This window comes from Mesorhizobium jarvisii (genome assembly GCF_003601985.1).
GTDB lineage: Bacteria > Pseudomonadota > Alphaproteobacteria > Rhizobiales > Rhizobiaceae > Mesorhizobium > Mesorhizobium jarvisii.
Window position 1 is genome coordinate 740127 of record NZ_QZXA01000001.1, and the last position, 16784, is coordinate 756910.

The following is a 16784-nucleotide window of genomic DNA, read 5'->3' on the forward strand; positions in this document are numbered from 1 at the left end:
GATCGCGGCGATGCGCACGGGTTCTTCGACCAGGCGGTTCCTGGACACCAAGCTGCGGGCTTTGAAGGCTCGCGCACAACGCCTCAACCGCCTGACACCGAGGCGCATCGGACTTCGTCCCGAAGACCTGCCCTATGCGCCGTCGCGGGCCCACTTCCATGCCGCCAACAAGCGGCTGGCGACCATCGGCAACGCCATCAACCGGCATATCGCCGAGATCGAGCGCGGCTGGCCGCCCGCGACGGCCGAGGTCGCGCTCACCCAGATGGCGATGCTCGACCGCAGGATCGATCGGCTGCGCCGGACCTTCGGCATGTTCTTCGAGGTGATGTCGCAGCGCGGCTCGGGCTTCGCGCCGGCGCTCGCCGCCCATGATGCGATCGCCCTCGACTGCTACACGGTCGTCCGCGCGGCCTTGCCGGGCGTCTTCGGCGGCCCGCTGCTCAAACCGCTGACCTACATGGAACACGGCTATTCGCCTGCCACGCAGCGTCGCGGCGTCGCCCTTGCCCGCTTGCTCGGCGACAGCAACCCGTTCCCGGTGATCCGCATTCCGTGGGATCGCGACAATCCCTGGCAGTCGGTCTTCCTGCACGAGGTCGCCCACAATCTGCAGGCCGACATGGGCCTATGGCAGGAGAACGCGCAAGCGGTCGCCAACCGCCTGGCCTCGATGCGTTTCGACCCGTTGGTGGTGACGATCCTGCGCCGCTGGCACAAGGAAATCTTCGCCGACCTCGCCGCACTGCTGCTCGGCGGCACCGCGTCGGTCTGGGGTATGATGGAATTCCTCGCCCATCCTGGCGCGCGGGCCCTCACCTATCGCCCCGGCGGGGCGCATCCAACCGGCTGGATCCGGGTTCTGATCTTGACCGAGATGTTGCGTCGCATGGGCTTTGCCGCCGAGGCGGCGCGCGCCGAACGCGTCTGGCGTGGCCTTTACAATCCGGCGCGCGGCCACAGGCTGCCTCCGGTCCTGCTTGCTTCGGTTCCTCGCGTCGTTCCGGCGGTGGTCGACGAGATCGCCTACCAGCCGCGCCGGGGTCTTGGGCAGCACGCGCTGGCCGACGCCATCCCTTTCACGCGCGCCGACGAAGCCCGCATCCGCCGTGGCGGAATCCAGATCGCGGCGGGGCAAGTGCCCGACCTGCCGCCACGTTTTCTTGTGTCGGCCAGCCGTTTCGCGCTGGAGGCCGGCGCCGAACCGGACGCCATTGCAAAGCTTGTCATCAGAAACCTGGCCCAGCGTCAGGCAAACCGACGGCCTACTGCGCAACCGTCCCCAGCCGCACTCGTTGCATGAGGTGAGATGTCATGGTCGACGTATTTACAGCCGCCGCCAGCCCGGTCTCGAAATTTCGGTCTCCTGCCACGGTTGCCGTGGACAATCTGCTGCGCAAGACGCTTCGCGTCAGTGACCCGCGCGATCCCGACCAGATCGCCAACGCTCTCTTGAACTTCTATCCCGAGGAAGCAGACAGGGATCGACGCGAACAAGCCGGCCTGCCTTATTCGAGCGTGCCCGACTATGTGCCGCAAGCCCGCAACACGGGCCCGTCTTCCGTCGAGATGGCACAGGCGCAGGACGATCTCGAACGCGACCTGCAGACGCTTTCGACCTCCTCGCCGCTGAAGGACATCCGCATCGAGATGGTCGGCTGGGGCCGCTCGATCCGGCAGCTCGCCAATGATGGACTGGCTGCCGCCAGGCTCGCTCTCGATTCGGTCAATCACGACCGTGCCATGTCGGCGCGTCGCCAACTCGGCGAGTATTCGCGCCTGGCGCGCTATGTCGGCACGCTCACCGACGGCAGCGCCATCCTGTTCAGGCGGTTTGCCCAGAGCTGCGATGTGCTGGCCGGGCTCATTCTTGTCGCCATCGGCGAGGGGCTGGCGTCCAACGGCATCACCCGCAGCACCTCGATCGTGCGTTCGGCCGCCGGAGAACTGCAGGCACGCCGCAACGCCGTCATCATGGCGCTGCGCAGCCTGACCGGTTCGGTCGAAAGCACGCTTGGCCAGGAAGACTGGCCGCGCGGCATCGAGGCCTACCGAAATCTGGTGCAGCAGCTGGAGGCCGGCGGCCAGGCTGATCTGCGCGCGCTGCTGGAAGAGAACGCACTGTCGCAAGCGATGGACGACCTTGTCGACCTCTCGACCGGGGCAAGCGTCGAAGGCTTGCGCGAGCTGTCGACCGCGTCGGCGATGCTGGTCCACCGCTTCCAGCGCCTGATCCAGTTCGGCCAGAGCATCCCGGTTCCGATCGACGTGCCGATCACTTCAGGCCCGCCGGAATCGCCGCCGCTGGTGGCATTCGTCTCCAGCCTGCAGCTGTTCGTCGACGCCTTCGTCTCGAAAGGCAGCTCGCGGCTGCTCTACGTGGCGCGCCCGCCGATCATCGTCTATGGCCTCTACGGCGCCGGCGGACCGGACCAGGGTGCCATCCGCCTGATGAACCTGACCATCGCGCGCGGTTTCCTGCTCGAGCAGGTCGACTGCTTTGCCGGCTGCGGCTGCGATGACGACGACATCTCCTGCCAGGTGCTGCTGGATTACCTGCTGTTCCTGCTCGACAGAGCGATCGACCTCTATGCGGTCGGCACGGATCCGGACGGCCTCGGCGAACAGGAAAGGCGGGCTACCGCCGTTGGCCTCGCCATCGGCGCGGCGCTGGACCTGACCGACCAGTTGAAGAATCCGGGCGTGCTTCTGTGTGAATTCAGCGACAAGCTGAAAAACAAGCTCGGTGTCATCCGTGATGAGTTGCTCGACCCATTCGGCGCTCCTGGGGCTTGGGACCCGGGCCTGAAGTCGCTGATGGTGCGTGAGCTGCGTATCGCCTACCAGGCTGAGGACCAGACGGAACGCCTGGTGCGTTCGCTGACGCCGCAATGCGACTTCAACGTCTTCAATTTCCGCAACAATCAGTCGCTGATCCGCTGGATGATCCGCGCGATCCTCCAGGATATGTTCGGCCTTGGCACCAATCTGCCGAGCCCGGTCCAGATGCCCTCGCCGATCGCCAGCTCGATGGCGAGCATGGGTCAGAACCGTCCCGACTACTGGTCGGCCTGAGCTGGCAGGAGAGGAGCACGACAATGGCTGCGAAGATTCCGTTTCCCTACCACCCGGCCAACAAGTTCCACGCCGGGGTCAAGGCCCGCTTCGAGGTCGAGGCCGAGACACCGCAATCGATCGATCGGCTGACCGACAAGGTCGTCACCAGCGGCGACGGGACCATGACCGCCATCGGCGACGTTGCCAGCGCAATCAGGGAGTTCCCCGATGGAAAACGGTCGAAGCAGATTTTCGACCGGCTGATAGCCGCGATCGAAACCATCGCGACTGGACTGCCCGATGGCGACGCCATCGACAAGAAGCTCGGCGAGATCACCACGGCGATCAACAGGTTGGATGAAACGGTGCAGTCGCTTGGTCTGCGCGACAAGGACAATGTCACGGCGCTCTATGCCGCCGCTGTCGACACGTCGGGCGACATTGTCGGCCGGACGATCGCTGGGCGTTGGTTCAACCAGGCGAAATTCGCGTCGTTGCAGGACATCGTGTCATTCCAGAAGGGCAAGCCGCAGGAGAATCGCCGCAACGAGTTCGTCAAGCGCCTGCGCGATGCCAACACGTTCAGCGGCGGCCTGCCGTCGGTCGTCACCGATAGCGAACTGGTTCGCTTCTTCGACCTCGCGCCAGCCGTGATGAACGCGATCGCCGCCAGCCAGGACGCAGCGTCCGGCGGCCAACAGCCGCCAAGTGCCTGAGAACCCAAGTGCCTGAGATCCCAAGTGCTTGAGAAACCAAGTGCCTGAGAACTATGAGCAGCCAATTCGAGCAAGATGAGGTCTGATTATGGCTAGTGAATCCAACCAGGTCATCCAGCGGCTGTTCCAGCGCTTCTTCAGGGACGAGCTGGCGGGTTTGTCGCCGGCTGACCGCGCCGCTTTCGAGAGCGAATTCGAGGGTCGTTACGGGGAACTACTTGATCGCTCGTCCAGTGCCAAGACCACCAGTTTCGCCGACCTGGTCGGCTTCGGCGACGGACCGATCAAGCCGTTCGATTCGCTGCAGATGCCGCTGCTGCGCAACGATTTCGACGAATCGATCATACCGCCGCAGCTTCAGGCATCGGCCGAGCTTTACTACATCTACCAGATGGACCGCATGAAGCTGTTCCAGGTTGTCGATGTGCTGCGCCGGCTGTTCCAGAACGGCCAGATCCGCATCCAGCGCGGCCCCGGCGCGCGCGGGCTCTACATCCTCGAGAAATGGCGCCCCATCCGCTACAAGCGCCGCGACCGGCTGATCGCCTATCGACGCGTCTTCAACTACGGTCGCGCCCCGGTGCCCGCCGGAGCCATCGTCAACCGCAGCTTCCACTTCCAGCTGGTCGCCTTCATGAATGCGATGTCGCAGTACTTCCAGGATCTGACCATCGGTCAGGTTATTCGCGGCAGCTCCACCATCAACGACCGGCCCTTCGCAGCGCTGGCCACGGTGCAGCGCGTCGGCACCGACCTGCGCTATCACCTCGACCGTTCGAGCTATGGCAACATCCTGGCCCTGACCCGTGAAACCGGACAGTACGTACAGCAGATCTTCGAGCTGTTCGACGCACCGGACATCAAGAAATCCTTCGACGCCAACACCAAATGGGACGTTATCGAAGCCGTCGCCAACCGTCATCTGGGCGGCGCTACCGAGATGTCGGAGCGCGCCAAGATGGCCGATGCGGGGCGCAGGATCCTGCAATACATCGCCGAGAACGATTTCCGCACGACGATCACGCCGGAGGAGTTCGACGCGGATGCCAAGAAGATGGGCGCGCAGGCCGACGCATGGCTGGCGGCCTACCGGCTGACACGCGAAGGGCGGCGCTTCCCCGGCCTCGACGGCGATCGTGTGCACTGGTCATATGGGCTGAACCGCAACACCGCGTCGCGAATAGCCGCCTGAACCGTTCGCCGGGACTGAAGGGTGTCTGCGATGGACCACCAACTTGCTCTTGCGGGGCGTTTCGCGGCCAAGCCGCCGAACATCGTCATCGACGCCCCGCTGGCGCTGTCGCCGATGGGGCTGCTTGTGACGGTAACGCTTTCGCAATCAGCGCGGGTGTGGCTGCCGCGCGGCTTCTACACCTTGCTCGACAACGACGAGTACTATCGGCGCCGGCCCGATCAGATGGGAGGCGGCTGGCTCGCCCCCGGCACGCGCGATGCCATCCTCAGGGAATTGACCCTGGAGCTCGAACCGTGGCGCCGGGCGTGGCAGAACGGCCGCCTGTCATCGCGGGTGCACTGGATCGGCGACGCTCAGTATGAGAGCGCGCTGCCCGAGCGCGAGGAAACAGCCCTGTTACCGCGCTTTGAAGGCTGCTGCGCCGCGCTTGAAACACGTCTTGGCGATGCGGCCGGCACCGCCGCTCCGCTCGACGAATGCGCGCGCGACGTGATCGCGCTCTCCGCCGCGCTTCAGCCCGATAGCACCTACATTCTCACCATCGCCGGCAATGACGGCGCCAGGCCGCCATTGTGCGACTATCTCGAGCGGCTGGCATTTCCCGCCAAACGCCATCCTGGAGCAACCCCCGGATGGTCCGGCCCGGCGCTGTGGCCCGCCGCGGCTCCAATCGCCGCGAGCGGCCGCAATGCGGCGATCGTGCAGGTGGTCGCCCCGGTCATCCTGGCGCTGCCCGACGGATGGAGCGAGACCGACTGGGCGCTAGAAGATCCGGCCGACCACGATGACGGGACGCCGGACGATCCCTGGCGCAATGCCTGCGCGCTCTGGTACGATGTCGTGCCGGCGGAGGCCGCGGCATGAAACCGCCCCGCATCCACCCGGTGCATGGGCTGCGCACCAATGCGCGCGACCTGGTGATGATCAGCGTCGCCGGACAAGTGGCATCGCCGACCGAGAGGGGCACGCCATGGCGCATCGGTTACGACGGCAGGCCGCGCTCGCTGCCGGGTACCGGCGGCATCGTGCTCAACCATCGCGTCGGCGACCCCTGTGTCGGGCTGGCCGGCGACCATGTCGAACCGGCGGTGTCGATCCGCAACGAAGCGCGCGCCGCCGGCGGCAACCCCGACGCCGCGAACCAGGCGCTACAGAGCTATTCCTGCGTCGGCAACCACGCCATCGTCACGTCAGGACGCGCGGTCGGCGCACGCGGCGTGGTGACCGGCAAGCATGGCGGCGTCGACACCGTGCTGATCGACTTTCCGCTGCCGGCGATGCGGCAGATGGCGATCGGCGACCGGATCCAGGTCTGGGCTTACGGGCTTGGCCTGCGCCTGACCGACTATCCCGACGTCGCGATCTGGAACTGCTCGCCAAGGCTGCTGGCGCGCTGGCGCCCGGTCGAGCGCAACGGCAGGATCCACGTCAAGGTGACGCACCGCATCCCTGCCCGCGTCATGGGCTCGGGTCTCGGCCGCAACAATGTGCTGCGCGGCGACTACGACATCCAGATGTCCGATCCCGGCATGGTGCGGCGCTACAAGCTCGGATCGCTGCGCTTCGGCGACATTGTCGGCATCATGGATGCCGACAACCGCTATGGCCGGTCGCGGCTGGGAGGACATGTGTCGGTTGGCGTCATCGTGCACAGCGACTCCACTGTCGCGGGTCACGGCCCGGGCGTCGTCTCGCTGCTTTCAGCGCCTGCCTCTGTTCTCCAGCTGGAGCTCAGCCCGGACGCCAACATCGCGCGCTACCTGGACATTCGCCCACCCCGACCGGCACGGCCGTCCTTTCCCTTGCCGACCGTCGAGCAGAGGGAACGAACCGTGGCAAGGCTGCGCCGGCGGGCGACGGCGTCGGACGCAAGCATGGTGGCCGGATCCGGCTAGATCCGAGCCCGAGCGGAAAAACGAGTTACGAGAAAGGGATCGGCATGTCATATCTCGACGAACAACTCGACGCGCTGGTCAACGAGGCCGCGCAAACAGTCGCTCACCGCTCGCCATGCGGCTGCGCGCGCTGTCGCCGGCAGCAGGGCTTTTGCGCCGTCGAGGTCAGGCGCCGGCATTTTCCGAGTTGCGGCTGCGGCAGTTGCGGAGACGTCGCTTCCTTCGACGAGACAGCCACACGGCGCGGGCGCACCCCGAGGCCGGCACGCGGCCAGACTTCGATGCGGGCGCACGGGTCGCAACTGCCGGGCTGGCGCGGCTGGACGCCGCCGGTCTCGCTGGCGGCGATCGACGCGGCGCGCACCGCCGTGAGCCGGGGCGGACACGTCGATGCTTTGCTGCGGCCGTTCCTGGCACCGGGGCCGCAGGTCTATCGCATCACCCGCGCCGGCATCGACCGCGACCGGCCGCTCAGCATCGGCATGACCAAGGGCAACAATTCGATCGCGCAGAGAATTATCGAACACTACCGGCAGCCGAGCCGGGCCGACCCCAGGGTAAACACCGCGATCCGCAATCTGCAGCCGGGCCAGATCCTGGTCCAGGCAGCCCGGCTCACCCGCCAGGCCATGCATCCAAGGCGGGCCAGGAACTACGAAGGCTGGCTGCAGGACCGGGAGCGCCCGCTGCTCTACGACCCCAACAGCACGACATTCGATGAAACGGCGCTGATGCGCAACAGTTGAACCAAGGGAGATTCCCATGCACGGGCAAGCCGCAACTCATGCAAGGTCGGTATGGGCCGACCTCGACGCCATCGTTCTTCAGGAGGTCAAGGCGCTGCACGCCGCGTCGCCGCGCCCAGCTGAAACACCCTTCGGCTCCGACGAGGAATTCATGGACCGCGCGGCGGCCTATCTCGAAGGCCGTGGCGACGAGGCTCATCTTCTGATGGAGCGCCTGCGCGGCCTGCTTGGCCTCACTGCAAGTGCTGGCGCGGATCAGGGCGAGGCGTCGCAAGAGCCCGCGCATGAAGGTGGGATCGATGATGCGGCGCAACCGGGAGCCATGCCGGCGGATGCCGCCTCGCCGGGAGCCGAACACGAGCAAGAAACATGACGCTGTTCTCGACCGCGCCATTCGAACTCGACCGGCTGGCGGACGAAGCGGACTATGCGGTGGTTGGACCGACCGACGGGCGCGCCAGGGTCACCCACACCAACCGCTTTCCGCACAGCGCGGTCTGCCACATCGAGCGCGATTTCGGCGACGGCAGGTTGACCGGCTGTACCGCCTTCCTGATTTCGCCGACGCGGCTGTTGACCGCGGCGCACTGCATCACCAGCCCGATCCGTCAGCGGCTTGGCCTGCCCAATCTTGCCGTGCGCATTCGTGTCACGCCGGGTCGGGCCTCGCGTGACGCGCGGCCCTTCGGCTGGCAATGGGCCAAGCAATGGCACGTCAACCCGCCTTACCGCCGCCGTCCGTCAGGCCTGCACGATGTTGGATTGATCGAACTCGAGCGGCCGTTTTCGCCATCGCCCGGACACTTCCAGCTCTGGTCGCCGAACCGTCAGGACCTCGAGCGGCTTCGCACCACGCGCCTGCTGCACATTTCGGGTTATCCGGCCGACAAGCCGGACGGCACGCAATGGGAGCATTCCGAGCGCCTGGACCGGATCACCGAACGGCAGCTTTTCTACAGTGTCGATACCTGTCCGGGGCACAGCGGCGCTCCAGTATGGATCCATCGCCAGCAGGCCGGCGTACCCGTGGTGATCGCGGTTCACACCGCCGGTCCACGTCCACATTCGGGTGGGGCCTGGGGATGCCGGCCCGGCGTGCCGCTTGCCCCAGCGGGCCTGTTCAACCGGGGCGTCAGGCTGACCCCCGATCTCTTGCGTTCGATCCGCGCCGGGTTCAGGCGCTGAACTGGGAAAATTGACGACCCAACGATAATTTTTGGAATGCTAATATTTCGAAAAGTGCTATAGTCCAGACTATCTATGCAGCATTCATACTGGTCGCGCCGGGGTTCGGCGGCGTGGCAGTTTTGTTGGGACGCCAGGGGCTTGTGATTGTACTGAGTTTCCTGCCAACTGGGGCGTTCGGCCATGATTGCACGTGCCGAGAACTTGCAGAGACTTTCCGACTTCGCTGATGAGATTTCCGCGTCACGAAAAGAGTGCGACCCGGAAACGGATACTTCGAGCTTTGTCGTGAACGGCCATTCGCTGGTCGCCATCCGTTACGCGGACGATCGCGGTGATCCAAACAATCATGCAGATCAGCGCCGGCCAGTAGGACGCATCGTCTGCGCCGGCACGCAATACCTGATCTATGACGCCGTCTGCATGCCGGGCGCCACCGCCGATCTTCCGCTCTCGGCCGCCGAGATATTGACCCGGCGTGAGCTGCAGATAGCCCTGCTGATCAGTGACGGAAAAGTCGACAAGGAGATCGCAAGGCAGCTCGGCATCAGCGGCTACACCGTACGCGAGCATATCCGGCGGATTTTCGCGAAGCTGAATATCGGTCGCCGCTCTGCGATTGCATCCTGCGTGCTCGCGGGTCGGGCGGACTTTCGCCAAGACGCGCGATAGGGTCAGTCGAACGGCTTTTCGAGGGATCCCCGCCGTCCTCGTCGAGATCCGGCAGGATTTGCTGGCGAGCCGGGCCGGCATCGAGGAGTGGGCGAACCGGCTGGCGACGGCGCTGCCCGCGCATGAGACCGAGACGGTTTCGTGAGGACCAGCGCCTGACGCGGTGGCAGTCCATGTGAACTGAGCCGCTGAAGAGCCAGACCCATGGCCATGCGAAAGCCCACGCCTGTGGCGGAGACGCGGGCTTTTCGTCACTGCCATGCGGGCGGCTCAGGCGGCCTGCTGGCTTTGTTTCGGCCGCAAATTCTGGTTCATGCGGAACAGGTTCAGCGGGTCATAGCGCTGCTTGATCTCCAGAAGCCGCTGGTAATTGCCGCCATAGGCCGCTTCCACCCGGTCGACCTCGTCCTCAGGCATGAAGTTCACATAGGCCGTGCCGGCAGCATAGGGCTTGGCCGCCTCATAGAGGCCGCGCGCCCAGCCGATGCAGGCCCTGTCCATTGCCGGTTCGCGCCAGCGGGCATGAACATTCATGACGAAGTGCGAGCTGCGTTGCGGAAACGCCGTCGCGTTCTGCGCCACACGGCCCGCCGCACCGCCGACATGGCCGATGAATATCTCGCATTCCGGGCCAGGAAGCTCACGTATCGCTTCGGTGACGACCTCAACTGCCCTGTCGGAGAGCTCGGTGAAGTCGTGGCTCTTCCAGTAGTTACGGGCGCCGGAGGCGAGCAATGGGTCGAATGCCTGCTGCCAGCCGGCAAACGGGTTGGGGCCAACGACATCGGCAATCGGCGAGCCGATGGCGCGAAGCTTCTTCGTCGCCTTTTCACCCGCCTGGAGATCACCGCAATAGCACATGGCCAGCACCAGAACATCCTTGCCATGCCACTCCGCCGGCAGGAAGGGCAGTGGCGGCGCTTGCCGCATGACCACCCAGCAGGTCAGTTCGTCGGGCGCTGTTTCGAGCGCGTTGCGATACTCCTCCAGCACCTTCTCGGCATCGGCGAAAGGATGCACGACAAGCCCCGACAGAACCTGGGGACCCATCTGGTGGAGCTGAAACTCGAATGCCGTGACAATGCCGAAATTGCCGCCGCCGCCACGCAGTGCCCAGAACAGGTCCGGATTTTCCGTCTGGCTGGCGCGCAGCAACTTGCCGTCGGCGGTGACGACATCGGCGGAGACCAGATTGTCGATGGTCAGGCCGAATTTGCGGGTGATCCAGCCAAAGCCACCGCCCAGGGTCAAGCCCGATATGCCGGTGGTCGAATTGATGCCGGTCGGCACCGCCAGCCCGAAGGCCTGCGTTTCGCGGTCGACATCGGCGAGCGTGGCGCCGGGTCCAACCCATGCCCGCCGTGCGGCGGGATCGACCCGCACCGACTTCATAGGCGACAGATCAATCATCAGGCCGCCATCGCAGACGGCGCTGCCGGCAATGTTATGGCCGCCGCCGCGCACGGAGACGAGAAGCCTGTTTTCCCTGGCGAAATTCACGGCACGAATGACGTCGGAGGCGCCGACGCAACACACGATCAGCCCGGGCCGCCGGTCGACCGTGGCATTCCAGATGGTGCGGGCTTCGTCGTAGGCAGCGTCCCCCTGCTGAAGCAGTGTGCCGCGCAATTGTGCCGAAAGCGCTTCGATGGCTGCAGCGTCGACTGTCGTCTTGCCGCGGTCAAGCGTGGTGAGGCTCATGGTGTTCATGGTTTCCTCCCGATTTGCTTATGAGCCGATCTCCTTCAAACGCCTTCAATTCTGCTCTTATATTAGGCATCGCGCAAGTTATGAGCCAGACGGTGGGCCGCCGAATGACGCGCATCAACGGACGAAAATTCTGGCGTGCATGTCACACTGGCAGATGCTGCTTCGTCATGTGGTCGGCACCAACAGAAGGAAGCCCACCATGACTGCAAAAATCGACCTCTTCGCCGCTGCCCCTTCGCTGATGAAGAACTGGCAACGCTCTTCGATCGAGCTCTCCGCCGCCGCCAGTCTCGAGCACGCCAACTGCATCAATCTTCACGCCACCGAGGCGCGTGAGAACGGGGAAACCGAGCAGCGCATTTACCTTTTGCCGGCCTGGCGCGAGGCGCCCTGCTACAGCGACCGCGAACGCGCGGCACTTGGCTGGACCGAGGCCTTGACCCGACTCTCGGAAGGTACCAGCCATGCAAGCGCCTTTGACGAGTTGAAGGTGCATTTCACGGAGGAGGAGCAGATCAAGCTCACCTTGACGATCAACATCATCAACGCCTGGAACCGTATCGCTGTCGGTTTCGGCCTCTATGCCGACCCGGCTGCCGTGAAGGCCGCCCGGGTGGCCGCGGCCTGATGACGAGCTCAGCGCCCGACGACGCCGCTGCGGGCTTCGGCCCGCTGCGCCCCAAGCTCATGCGCGTCGCCTACCGCATGCTGGGTTCGGTGTCGGACGCCGAGGACGTCGTGCAGGAGGCCTTCATCCGCTGGATGAAGGCCGACCGCGCCGCGGTGCGCGAGCCCGAGGCATTCCTGCGCCGCACGGTGACGCGGCTGTGTCTCGACCAGCTCAAATCCGCGCGACGCAAACGCGAGACCTATGTCGGCCCCTGGCTTCCCGATCCCGTTGTGGAAGAGGACGAGGTGGAGGACGTCACCTTGCCGCTGATGCTGGTGCTGGAGCGCCTGTCTCCGCTCGAGCGTGCGGCCTTCCTGCTGCACGATGTGTTCGGGCTTGGGTTCGACGAGGTCGCGGCCGCCATCGAGCGCGACCCGGCGGCCTGCCGCCAGCTGGCGGCCCGGGCGCGTGGCCATGTCCGCGAGGCGCGGCCCCGCTTCACGGTGGAAAGGCAACGCGGCCTAGCGCTTGCCGAGGCCTTCTTCACGGCCTCGCGCAGCGGCGACATGAAGGCGCTTGGCGCCATGCTCGCGACCGATGTCATCGCCCATGCCGACGGTGGCGGCAAGCGTCCGGCGGCCACCCAGCCGGCCCTGGGCTTCGATGCCGTCATGAGACAGTATGAACAGGTCGCGGCCTGGTTGCGCACGCATGGCTCGAAGCTTGTCCGCGTCGGTTTCATCAACGGGTTGCCGGGGTTCGTCACCCTGGAAGCCGATGGAGAATTCCAGACCACCGCACTCGACATCGAAGACGGCAAGATCGCGGCCATCTATGTCGTGCGCAATCCCGACAAGCTCAGACATCTCCACTAGGCGCCGCTCAGGCCAGCTCGAACTGCTCCACGGCGCGCATGATGCCACGCAACTCGGCGAGACCCTTCAGCCGGCCGATCAGCGAGTAGCCGGGATTGATCTTCTTCTTGCCGATGTCGTCGGCAAGAAGGTGGCCGTGGTCCGGCCGCATCGGGATGCGCCAGTCGGCACGGCCCTCCTTGCGGCGGCGCGCCTCCTCCTGCATCAGAGCGAGGATGACATGCGCCATGTCGGTGCCGCCCTCGAGATGCTCGGCTTCATAGAACGAGCCGTCCTCCTCGATGGTGATGTTGCGCAGATGGACGAAATGGATGCGGTCGGCGAATTCCTTGACCATGGCGACGATGTCGTTGTCGGCGCGCGTGCCGTAGGAGCCGGTGCAGAAGGTCAGCCCATTGGCCGGGCTGTCGACGGCGTTGAGGATGAAGCGCGCATCCTGCGCGGTGGAAACGACGCGCGGCAGGCCATAGAGCGAAAAGGGCGGGTCGTCGGGATGGATGCACATGCGCACCCCCTCCTCTTCAGCGACCGGAATGATCTCGCGCAGAAACCAGGCGAGGTTGTCGCGCAACTCCTTCGGCCCGATCCCGTCATACTCCGCCAGAGCCTCGCGGAAACTGTCGCGGTCATATTTGCGCTCGGTTGCTGGCAGGCCGGCGATGAGGTTGCGCTCGATCTGATCGACCTGCTCTGACGTCAACGCCTTCAGCCGCTTCTCGGCTTCGGCGATCCGCGCCGGCGTATAGCTGGCGGCGCCGTTCTTGCGCTGCAGCACGAAAAGATCATAGGCGGCAAAATCGATGGCGTCGAAACGCAAGGCATAGCCGGTAGTCGGCAGGCGATACATCAGGTCGGTGCGCGTCCAGTCCACCACCGGCATGAAATTGTAGCAGATTGTTTCGATGCCGGCCTTGGCGAGCGTGCGGATGCTGTCGCGATAGTAGCCGGCGTAGCGCTCGCGTTCCGGCGCGCCGATCTTGAAGGAATTGTGGACCGGGATGCTTTCGACCACCGACCATGTCAGGCCTGCAGCCTCGATGATCCGTTTGCGCTCGAGCACATCGGCTTCGGGCCAGGCTCTGCCGTCGTAGATGTGGTGAAGCGCCGAAACCACGCCGGTGGCGCCAGCCTGTCTGACATGATCGAGTGTCACCGGATCATCCGGACCATACCAGCGCCAGCACTGTTCCATTGCAACTTTCCTTTTTGCGAGAGACCGGCAACCTATTGTTTGACACCGATGAGTGTCAAACTCAGAACCACGTTTTGATAGCGCATGAAGGAGCTCCCGCGATGAAGGATTTCGACGGCAAGGTGGCATTGGTAACGGGGACGACCGGCATCGCGCTCGCTACCGCAAGGCGGCTGGCGCAGGGCGGTGCGGCGATCATCGCCTGCGGCATCGATCGGGCCGCCAATACCGCCATGCAGGAAAGCCTTGCCAAGGCCAGAGCGGACGCGCTGGTGCAAACAGTCGACGTGTCCGTTTCCGACCAGGTGCGTGACGCGGTCGCGGCCGGCGTCAAACGATTCGGCGGCATCGACGTCATCGTCAATTCCGCCGCGGTCCATCCGTACGGAACCGCGACGACGACCGATTGGGAAACCTGGAACCGGGCGATGACGGTCAATGTCGGCTCGATCTACCTGACCGCACATTTCGGCATTCCGGAAATGATCAAGCGCGGCGGCGGCGCCATCGTCAACGTCGCTTCGGTGCAGGGCTTCGCCTGCCAGCAGAATGTCGCCGCCTATGCCACGACCAAGGGCGCCATCCATACGCTGACACGCTCACTGGCGCTCGACTACGCGGCAGCAGGCATAAGGGTGAATTCGGTCAGCCCGGGCTCGATCCGCACGCCCATCCTGGAGAAGGCCGCGCGTGGCGACCACGGCAGCGACGCCGATGTCGAGGAAGCCTACAAGCGCTTCGGCGCGGCTCATCCGCTTGGCCGCATCGGCGAGCCGGAGGAAGTGGCGGAGTTGATCGCTTTCCTGTGCTCGTCCAAGGCCGGCTTCTGCACCGGCGCCGACTACAAGATCGACGGCGGCCTGACCGCCGGCATCGGAGTGAAGTAGAGCCTCGGCAATCGGCCTGGCCTTTCATCGCCGGAGTGATGTTCAGGGGATTTGTGACCGCAGCGTCCGCAGGGTGATCGAGTAGCGATGCTCGGCAAGCGGCGGAATGCTGTGCTCCCACTCCGTGCGCGAAGGTCCCGTCATGAGATAGGCCGATCTTGGCTCTACAATGATGGTCCGGCGCTCCCATCCGTCACCGCTCTTTCGCCGCAGCCGGAAACTGCAGGGCGCCAGCAACGAAACACCGGCGACATCCTCGAAATGCGGCTTGTCGCGATGCCAGCCAATACCGGCGCCGGGCCGGTATTCATTGATCAGCACCTGCGCGAAAGCATCGGCAGGCCGGCGCGCAAGGGCCGCGACCTTGTCGCGCACAGGCAGCAGGAAGTCGGGGATCGGCAGCGCCTCGACCACTTCGCGCCGGTCATAATCGTAGCGCAGGCCAAACCCGACGACACGCCGGTTTGCCAGATGGCCGTGGAAATCGAACGCCTGGAACGGCAGTCCCTCGAGATGCCCGGCAAGCTCCGCCTCTTCCTGCGGCGTGATCAATCCGGGCTGGTAGGCAAAACCTTCGGGCAGATCCTGCGCGGCACCAAAGAGATCATGCTGGAATGCCGGAGTGCGACCGGTGGCTTTCGATTTGAGTGACGACATCCCGCCTAGATGGTGAGGGCCGTGCCGCAGAGCAATATCGAGGCTCCCCGTGCGCGGCAGATAGTGCAATGGCAAAGGCAGGGAACCGGACCATTTCTGGCGGATTTATCTGGCTGAGCAGTCAGGTTGCCAACATGCCGTCGACCGCGATCCGGAGCACACAATACGATCCCGCGACCAGAATCCTCTCCGTCTGGTTCGTGCCGAGCGGCCATCGCTACGACTATGCGGACGTTGCCCCGGCAACCTATGCCGCTTTCAGGAAGGCTGCCTCGAAAGGCCGCTTCTTCAATGAATTCATCAGGGATCACTACAGCTACCGCCGCGTGGCATGACGCTGGCGGCAAGATCGTCTTTTGCGCAAACCTTTTCGTCCGACGCGCGTTGTTCTTCCTCGAAGCCGAGGAGACAGACATGCAGAGCAAGACAGCCAGCGAAGCCGCCAAGCAGCGTCGCATCCAGCGTGGCATCGATGCCAGGGACAAATCGAAAGGCAACGGCAAGGGCCAGCACGCCATGCAGGCCGGCGCCCGAAAATATCCGGAGCCACCCTTTCCCGAGCAACATCATCCCAAGCCGGGGGATGAATGGGCGATCGACCCGGCGCCGCTCTACGATGCGCCCTTCTATCTCGGATCGAAAAAACTCGAAGACAAAGTCGCTCTCATCACCGGCGGCGATTCCGGCATCGGCCGTTCGGTGGCGGTTCTGTTCGCCCGCGAGGGCGCTGACATTGCGATTGTCTATCTGGCCGAGGACAGGGATGCCAAGGCGACAAAATCCGCCGTCGAAGCGGAAGGACGGCGCTGTATCCTGGTGAAGGCAGACGTCAGCGAACGCGACCAATGCCGCAACGCGGTGGCGCAAACGGTCAAGGCATTCGGGCGCATCGACGTGCTGGTCAACAATGCGGCATTCCAGATTCATTCAAGCGAGTTCGCCGAACTGACCGAAGAGCATTTCGACACGACGCTGAAGACCAACCTCTACGGCTATTTCCATATGGCACAGGAAGCCGTGCCGCATATGAAGCCGGGCTCGGCCATCATCAACACCGGTTCGGTCACCGGCATAGACGGGTCGAAGGCGCTGGTCGACTACTCCATGACCAAGGGAGGCATCCATGCCTTCACCCGCGCCCTCTCCGGCAATCTTCTCGGCAAGGGCATCCGGGTGAACGCGGTTGCACCGGGTCCGGTATGGACCCCGCTCAACCCTTCGGACAAGGAAGCCGATGACGTTTCGAAGTTCGGCGCGGATACACCGATGAAGCGGCCGGCGCAGCCGGAAGAACTCGCACCGGCCTATGTGTTTCTCGCCTCGCCGCATTGCTCGAGCTACATCACCGGCGAGATATTGCCCGTGGTCGGCGGCTACTGAGGTCCGT

The 16784-nt window shown here is 64.6% G+C and carries 18 protein-coding genes; 15 read left to right on the top strand and 3 right to left on the bottom strand.

Annotated elements, in window-relative coordinates; genetic code table 11:
- Positions 1 to 10 precede the first annotated feature (10 nt).
- From D3242_RS03515 to D3242_RS03560, 10 genes are all read left to right on the top strand, one after another.
- Complete coding sequence (locus tag D3242_RS03515) at positions 11 to 1303, top strand: hypothetical protein (RefSeq protein WP_064986434.1); 1293 nt, start codon at positions 11 to 13, stop codon at positions 1301 to 1303.
- A gap of 11 nt (positions 1304 to 1314) precedes the next feature.
- Positions 1315 to 3075: a hypothetical protein gene (locus D3242_RS03520; protein ID WP_223217881.1), complete on the top strand. Its 1761-nt coding sequence runs from the start codon at positions 1315 to 1317 to the stop codon at positions 3073 to 3075.
- A gap of 23 nt (positions 3076 to 3098) precedes the next feature.
- Positions 3099 to 3773, top strand: a complete 675-nt coding sequence (locus D3242_RS03525; RefSeq protein ID WP_064986430.1) for a hypothetical protein — start codon at positions 3099 to 3101, stop codon at positions 3771 to 3773.
- An 88-nt stretch (positions 3774 to 3861) separates the two neighbouring features.
- Positions 3862 to 4965 carry a hypothetical protein gene (locus tag D3242_RS03530; RefSeq protein ID WP_019860046.1) on the top strand — a complete coding sequence of 368 codons (1104 nt, stop codon included), beginning with the start codon at positions 3862 to 3864 and terminating at the stop codon, positions 4963 to 4965.
- Between the two features lie 30 nt (positions 4966 to 4995).
- Positions 4996 to 5832, top strand: coding sequence for a hypothetical protein (locus tag D3242_RS03535; RefSeq protein WP_038644874.1), 837 nt, complete (start codon positions 4996 to 4998; stop codon positions 5830 to 5832).
- Complete coding sequence (locus D3242_RS03540) at positions 5829 to 6863, top strand: DUF4438 domain-containing protein (RefSeq protein ID WP_019860048.1); 1035 nt, start codon at positions 5829 to 5831, stop codon at positions 6861 to 6863. The genes D3242_RS03535 and D3242_RS03540 overlap by 4 nt, the downstream gene beginning before the upstream one ends.
- A gap of 44 nt (positions 6864 to 6907) precedes the next feature.
- A complete protein-coding gene (locus D3242_RS03545; RefSeq protein WP_064986428.1) occupies positions 6908 to 7609 on the top strand; it encodes a hypothetical protein in 702 nt (233 codons plus the stop codon).
- Between the two features lie 16 nt (positions 7610 to 7625).
- Positions 7626 to 7982 (top strand): hypothetical protein, encoded by a 357-nt coding sequence (locus D3242_RS03550; RefSeq protein ID WP_064986426.1) that lies wholly within the window; start codon positions 7626 to 7628, stop codon positions 7980 to 7982.
- On the top strand, positions 7979 to 8794 hold the full coding sequence (locus D3242_RS03555; protein WP_064986425.1) for a trypsin-like serine peptidase: 816 nt from the start codon (positions 7979 to 7981) through the stop codon (positions 8792 to 8794). Before D3242_RS03550 ends, D3242_RS03555 begins: the two co-directional genes overlap by 4 nt.
- Before the next feature lie 183 nt (positions 8795 to 8977).
- Positions 8978 to 9466, top strand: a complete 489-nt coding sequence (locus tag D3242_RS03560; protein ID WP_064986423.1) for a response regulator transcription factor — start codon at positions 8978 to 8980, stop codon at positions 9464 to 9466.
- Between the two features lie 270 nt (positions 9467 to 9736).
- On the opposite strand, the gene D3242_RS03570 is transcribed toward D3242_RS03560, so the two are convergent.
- Complete coding sequence (locus tag D3242_RS03570; protein WP_064986421.1) at positions 9737 to 11176, bottom strand: FAD-binding oxidoreductase; 1440 nt, start codon at positions 11174 to 11176, stop codon at positions 9737 to 9739.
- A 199-nt stretch (positions 11177 to 11375) separates the two neighbouring features.
- Between D3242_RS03570 and D3242_RS03575 the strand changes: the two genes are divergently transcribed.
- Positions 11376 to 11804, top strand: coding sequence for a carboxymuconolactone decarboxylase family protein (locus D3242_RS03575; RefSeq protein WP_064986504.1), 429 nt, complete (start codon positions 11376 to 11378; stop codon positions 11802 to 11804).
- Positions 11804 to 12661, top strand: a complete 858-nt coding sequence (locus tag D3242_RS03580; protein WP_038644866.1) for a sigma-70 family RNA polymerase sigma factor — start codon at positions 11804 to 11806, stop codon at positions 12659 to 12661. The genes D3242_RS03575 and D3242_RS03580 overlap by 1 nt, the downstream gene beginning before the upstream one ends.
- A 7-nt stretch (positions 12662 to 12668) precedes the next feature.
- On the opposite strand, the gene uxuA is transcribed toward D3242_RS03580, so the two are convergent.
- On the bottom strand, positions 12669 to 13853 hold the full coding sequence (uxuA, locus tag D3242_RS03585) for a mannonate dehydratase (RefSeq protein ID WP_064986418.1): 1185 nt from the start codon (positions 13851 to 13853) through the stop codon (positions 12669 to 12671).
- A 101-nt stretch (positions 13854 to 13954) separates the two neighbouring features.
- Between uxuA and D3242_RS03590 the strand changes: the two genes are divergently transcribed.
- On the top strand, positions 13955 to 14740 hold the full coding sequence (locus D3242_RS03590; RefSeq protein ID WP_019860056.1) for an SDR family NAD(P)-dependent oxidoreductase: 786 nt from the start codon (positions 13955 to 13957) through the stop codon (positions 14738 to 14740).
- Positions 14741 to 14782: 42 nt separating this feature from the next.
- Here D3242_RS03590 and D3242_RS03595 read toward each other — a convergent pair whose 3' ends face one another.
- Positions 14783 to 15397, bottom strand: a complete 615-nt coding sequence (locus D3242_RS03595; protein WP_019860057.1) for an alpha-ketoglutarate-dependent dioxygenase AlkB — start codon at positions 15395 to 15397, stop codon at positions 14783 to 14785.
- A gap of 68 nt (positions 15398 to 15465) precedes the next feature.
- Between D3242_RS03595 and D3242_RS03600 the strand changes: the two genes are divergently transcribed.
- The gene (locus D3242_RS03600) at positions 15466 to 15732 is read left to right on the top strand and encodes a KTSC domain-containing protein (RefSeq protein ID WP_019860058.1); all 267 of its coding nucleotides are present in this window, start codon (positions 15466 to 15468) and stop codon (positions 15730 to 15732) included.
- Between the two features lie 79 nt (positions 15733 to 15811).
- A complete protein-coding gene (locus tag D3242_RS03605) occupies positions 15812 to 16777 on the top strand; it encodes an SDR family oxidoreductase (RefSeq protein ID WP_064986502.1) in 966 nt (321 codons plus the stop codon).
- Positions 16778 to 16784: the final 7 nt, after the last annotated feature.

What these genes read in the sequence shown, in the direction of transcription:
- D3242_RS03515 (WP_064986434.1), top strand. Translation starts at nt 11, where the DNA reads ATGCGCACGGGTTCTTCGACCAGGCGGTTCCTGGACACCAAGCTGCGG.
- D3242_RS03520 (WP_223217881.1), top strand. Translation starts at nt 1,315, where the DNA reads ATGGTCGACGTATTTACAGCCGCCGCCAGCCCGGTCTCGAAATTTCGG.
- D3242_RS03525 (WP_064986430.1), top strand. Translation starts at nt 3,099, where the DNA reads ATGGCTGCGAAGATTCCGTTTCCCTACCACCCGGCCAACAAGTTCCAC.
- D3242_RS03530 (WP_019860046.1), top strand. Translation starts at nt 3,862, where the DNA reads ATGGCTAGTGAATCCAACCAGGTCATCCAGCGGCTGTTCCAGCGCTTC.
- D3242_RS03535 (WP_038644874.1), top strand. Translation starts at nt 4,996, where the DNA reads ATGGACCACCAACTTGCTCTTGCGGGGCGTTTCGCGGCCAAGCCGCCG.
- D3242_RS03540 (WP_019860048.1), top strand. Translation starts at nt 5,829, where the DNA reads ATGAAACCGCCCCGCATCCACCCGGTGCATGGGCTGCGCACCAATGCG.
- D3242_RS03545 (WP_064986428.1), top strand. Translation starts at nt 6,908, where the DNA reads ATGTCATATCTCGACGAACAACTCGACGCGCTGGTCAACGAGGCCGCG.
- D3242_RS03550 (WP_064986426.1), top strand. Translation starts at nt 7,626, where the DNA reads ATGCACGGGCAAGCCGCAACTCATGCAAGGTCGGTATGGGCCGACCTC.
- D3242_RS03555 (WP_064986425.1), top strand. Translation starts at nt 7,979, where the DNA reads ATGACGCTGTTCTCGACCGCGCCATTCGAACTCGACCGGCTGGCGGAC.
- D3242_RS03560 (WP_064986423.1), top strand. Translation starts at nt 8,978, where the DNA reads ATGATTGCACGTGCCGAGAACTTGCAGAGACTTTCCGACTTCGCTGAT.
- D3242_RS03570 (WP_064986421.1), bottom strand. Translation starts at nt 11,176, where the DNA reads ATGAACACCATGAGCCTCACCACGCTTGACCGCGGCAAGACGACAGTC.
- D3242_RS03575 (WP_064986504.1), top strand. Translation starts at nt 11,376, where the DNA reads ATGACTGCAAAAATCGACCTCTTCGCCGCTGCCCCTTCGCTGATGAAG.
- D3242_RS03580 (WP_038644866.1), top strand. Translation starts at nt 11,804, where the DNA reads ATGACGAGCTCAGCGCCCGACGACGCCGCTGCGGGCTTCGGCCCGCTG.
- uxuA (WP_064986418.1), bottom strand. Translation starts at nt 13,853, where the DNA reads ATGGAACAGTGCTGGCGCTGGTATGGTCCGGATGATCCGGTGACACTC.
- D3242_RS03590 (WP_019860056.1), top strand. Translation starts at nt 13,955, where the DNA reads ATGAAGGATTTCGACGGCAAGGTGGCATTGGTAACGGGGACGACCGGC.
- D3242_RS03595 (WP_019860057.1), bottom strand. Translation starts at nt 15,397, where the DNA reads ATGTCGTCACTCAAATCGAAAGCCACCGGTCGCACTCCGGCATTCCAG.
- D3242_RS03600 (WP_019860058.1), top strand. Translation starts at nt 15,466, where the DNA reads ATGGCAAAGGCAGGGAACCGGACCATTTCTGGCGGATTTATCTGGCTG.
- D3242_RS03605 (WP_064986502.1), top strand. Translation starts at nt 15,812, where the DNA reads ATGCAGAGCAAGACAGCCAGCGAAGCCGCCAAGCAGCGTCGCATCCAG.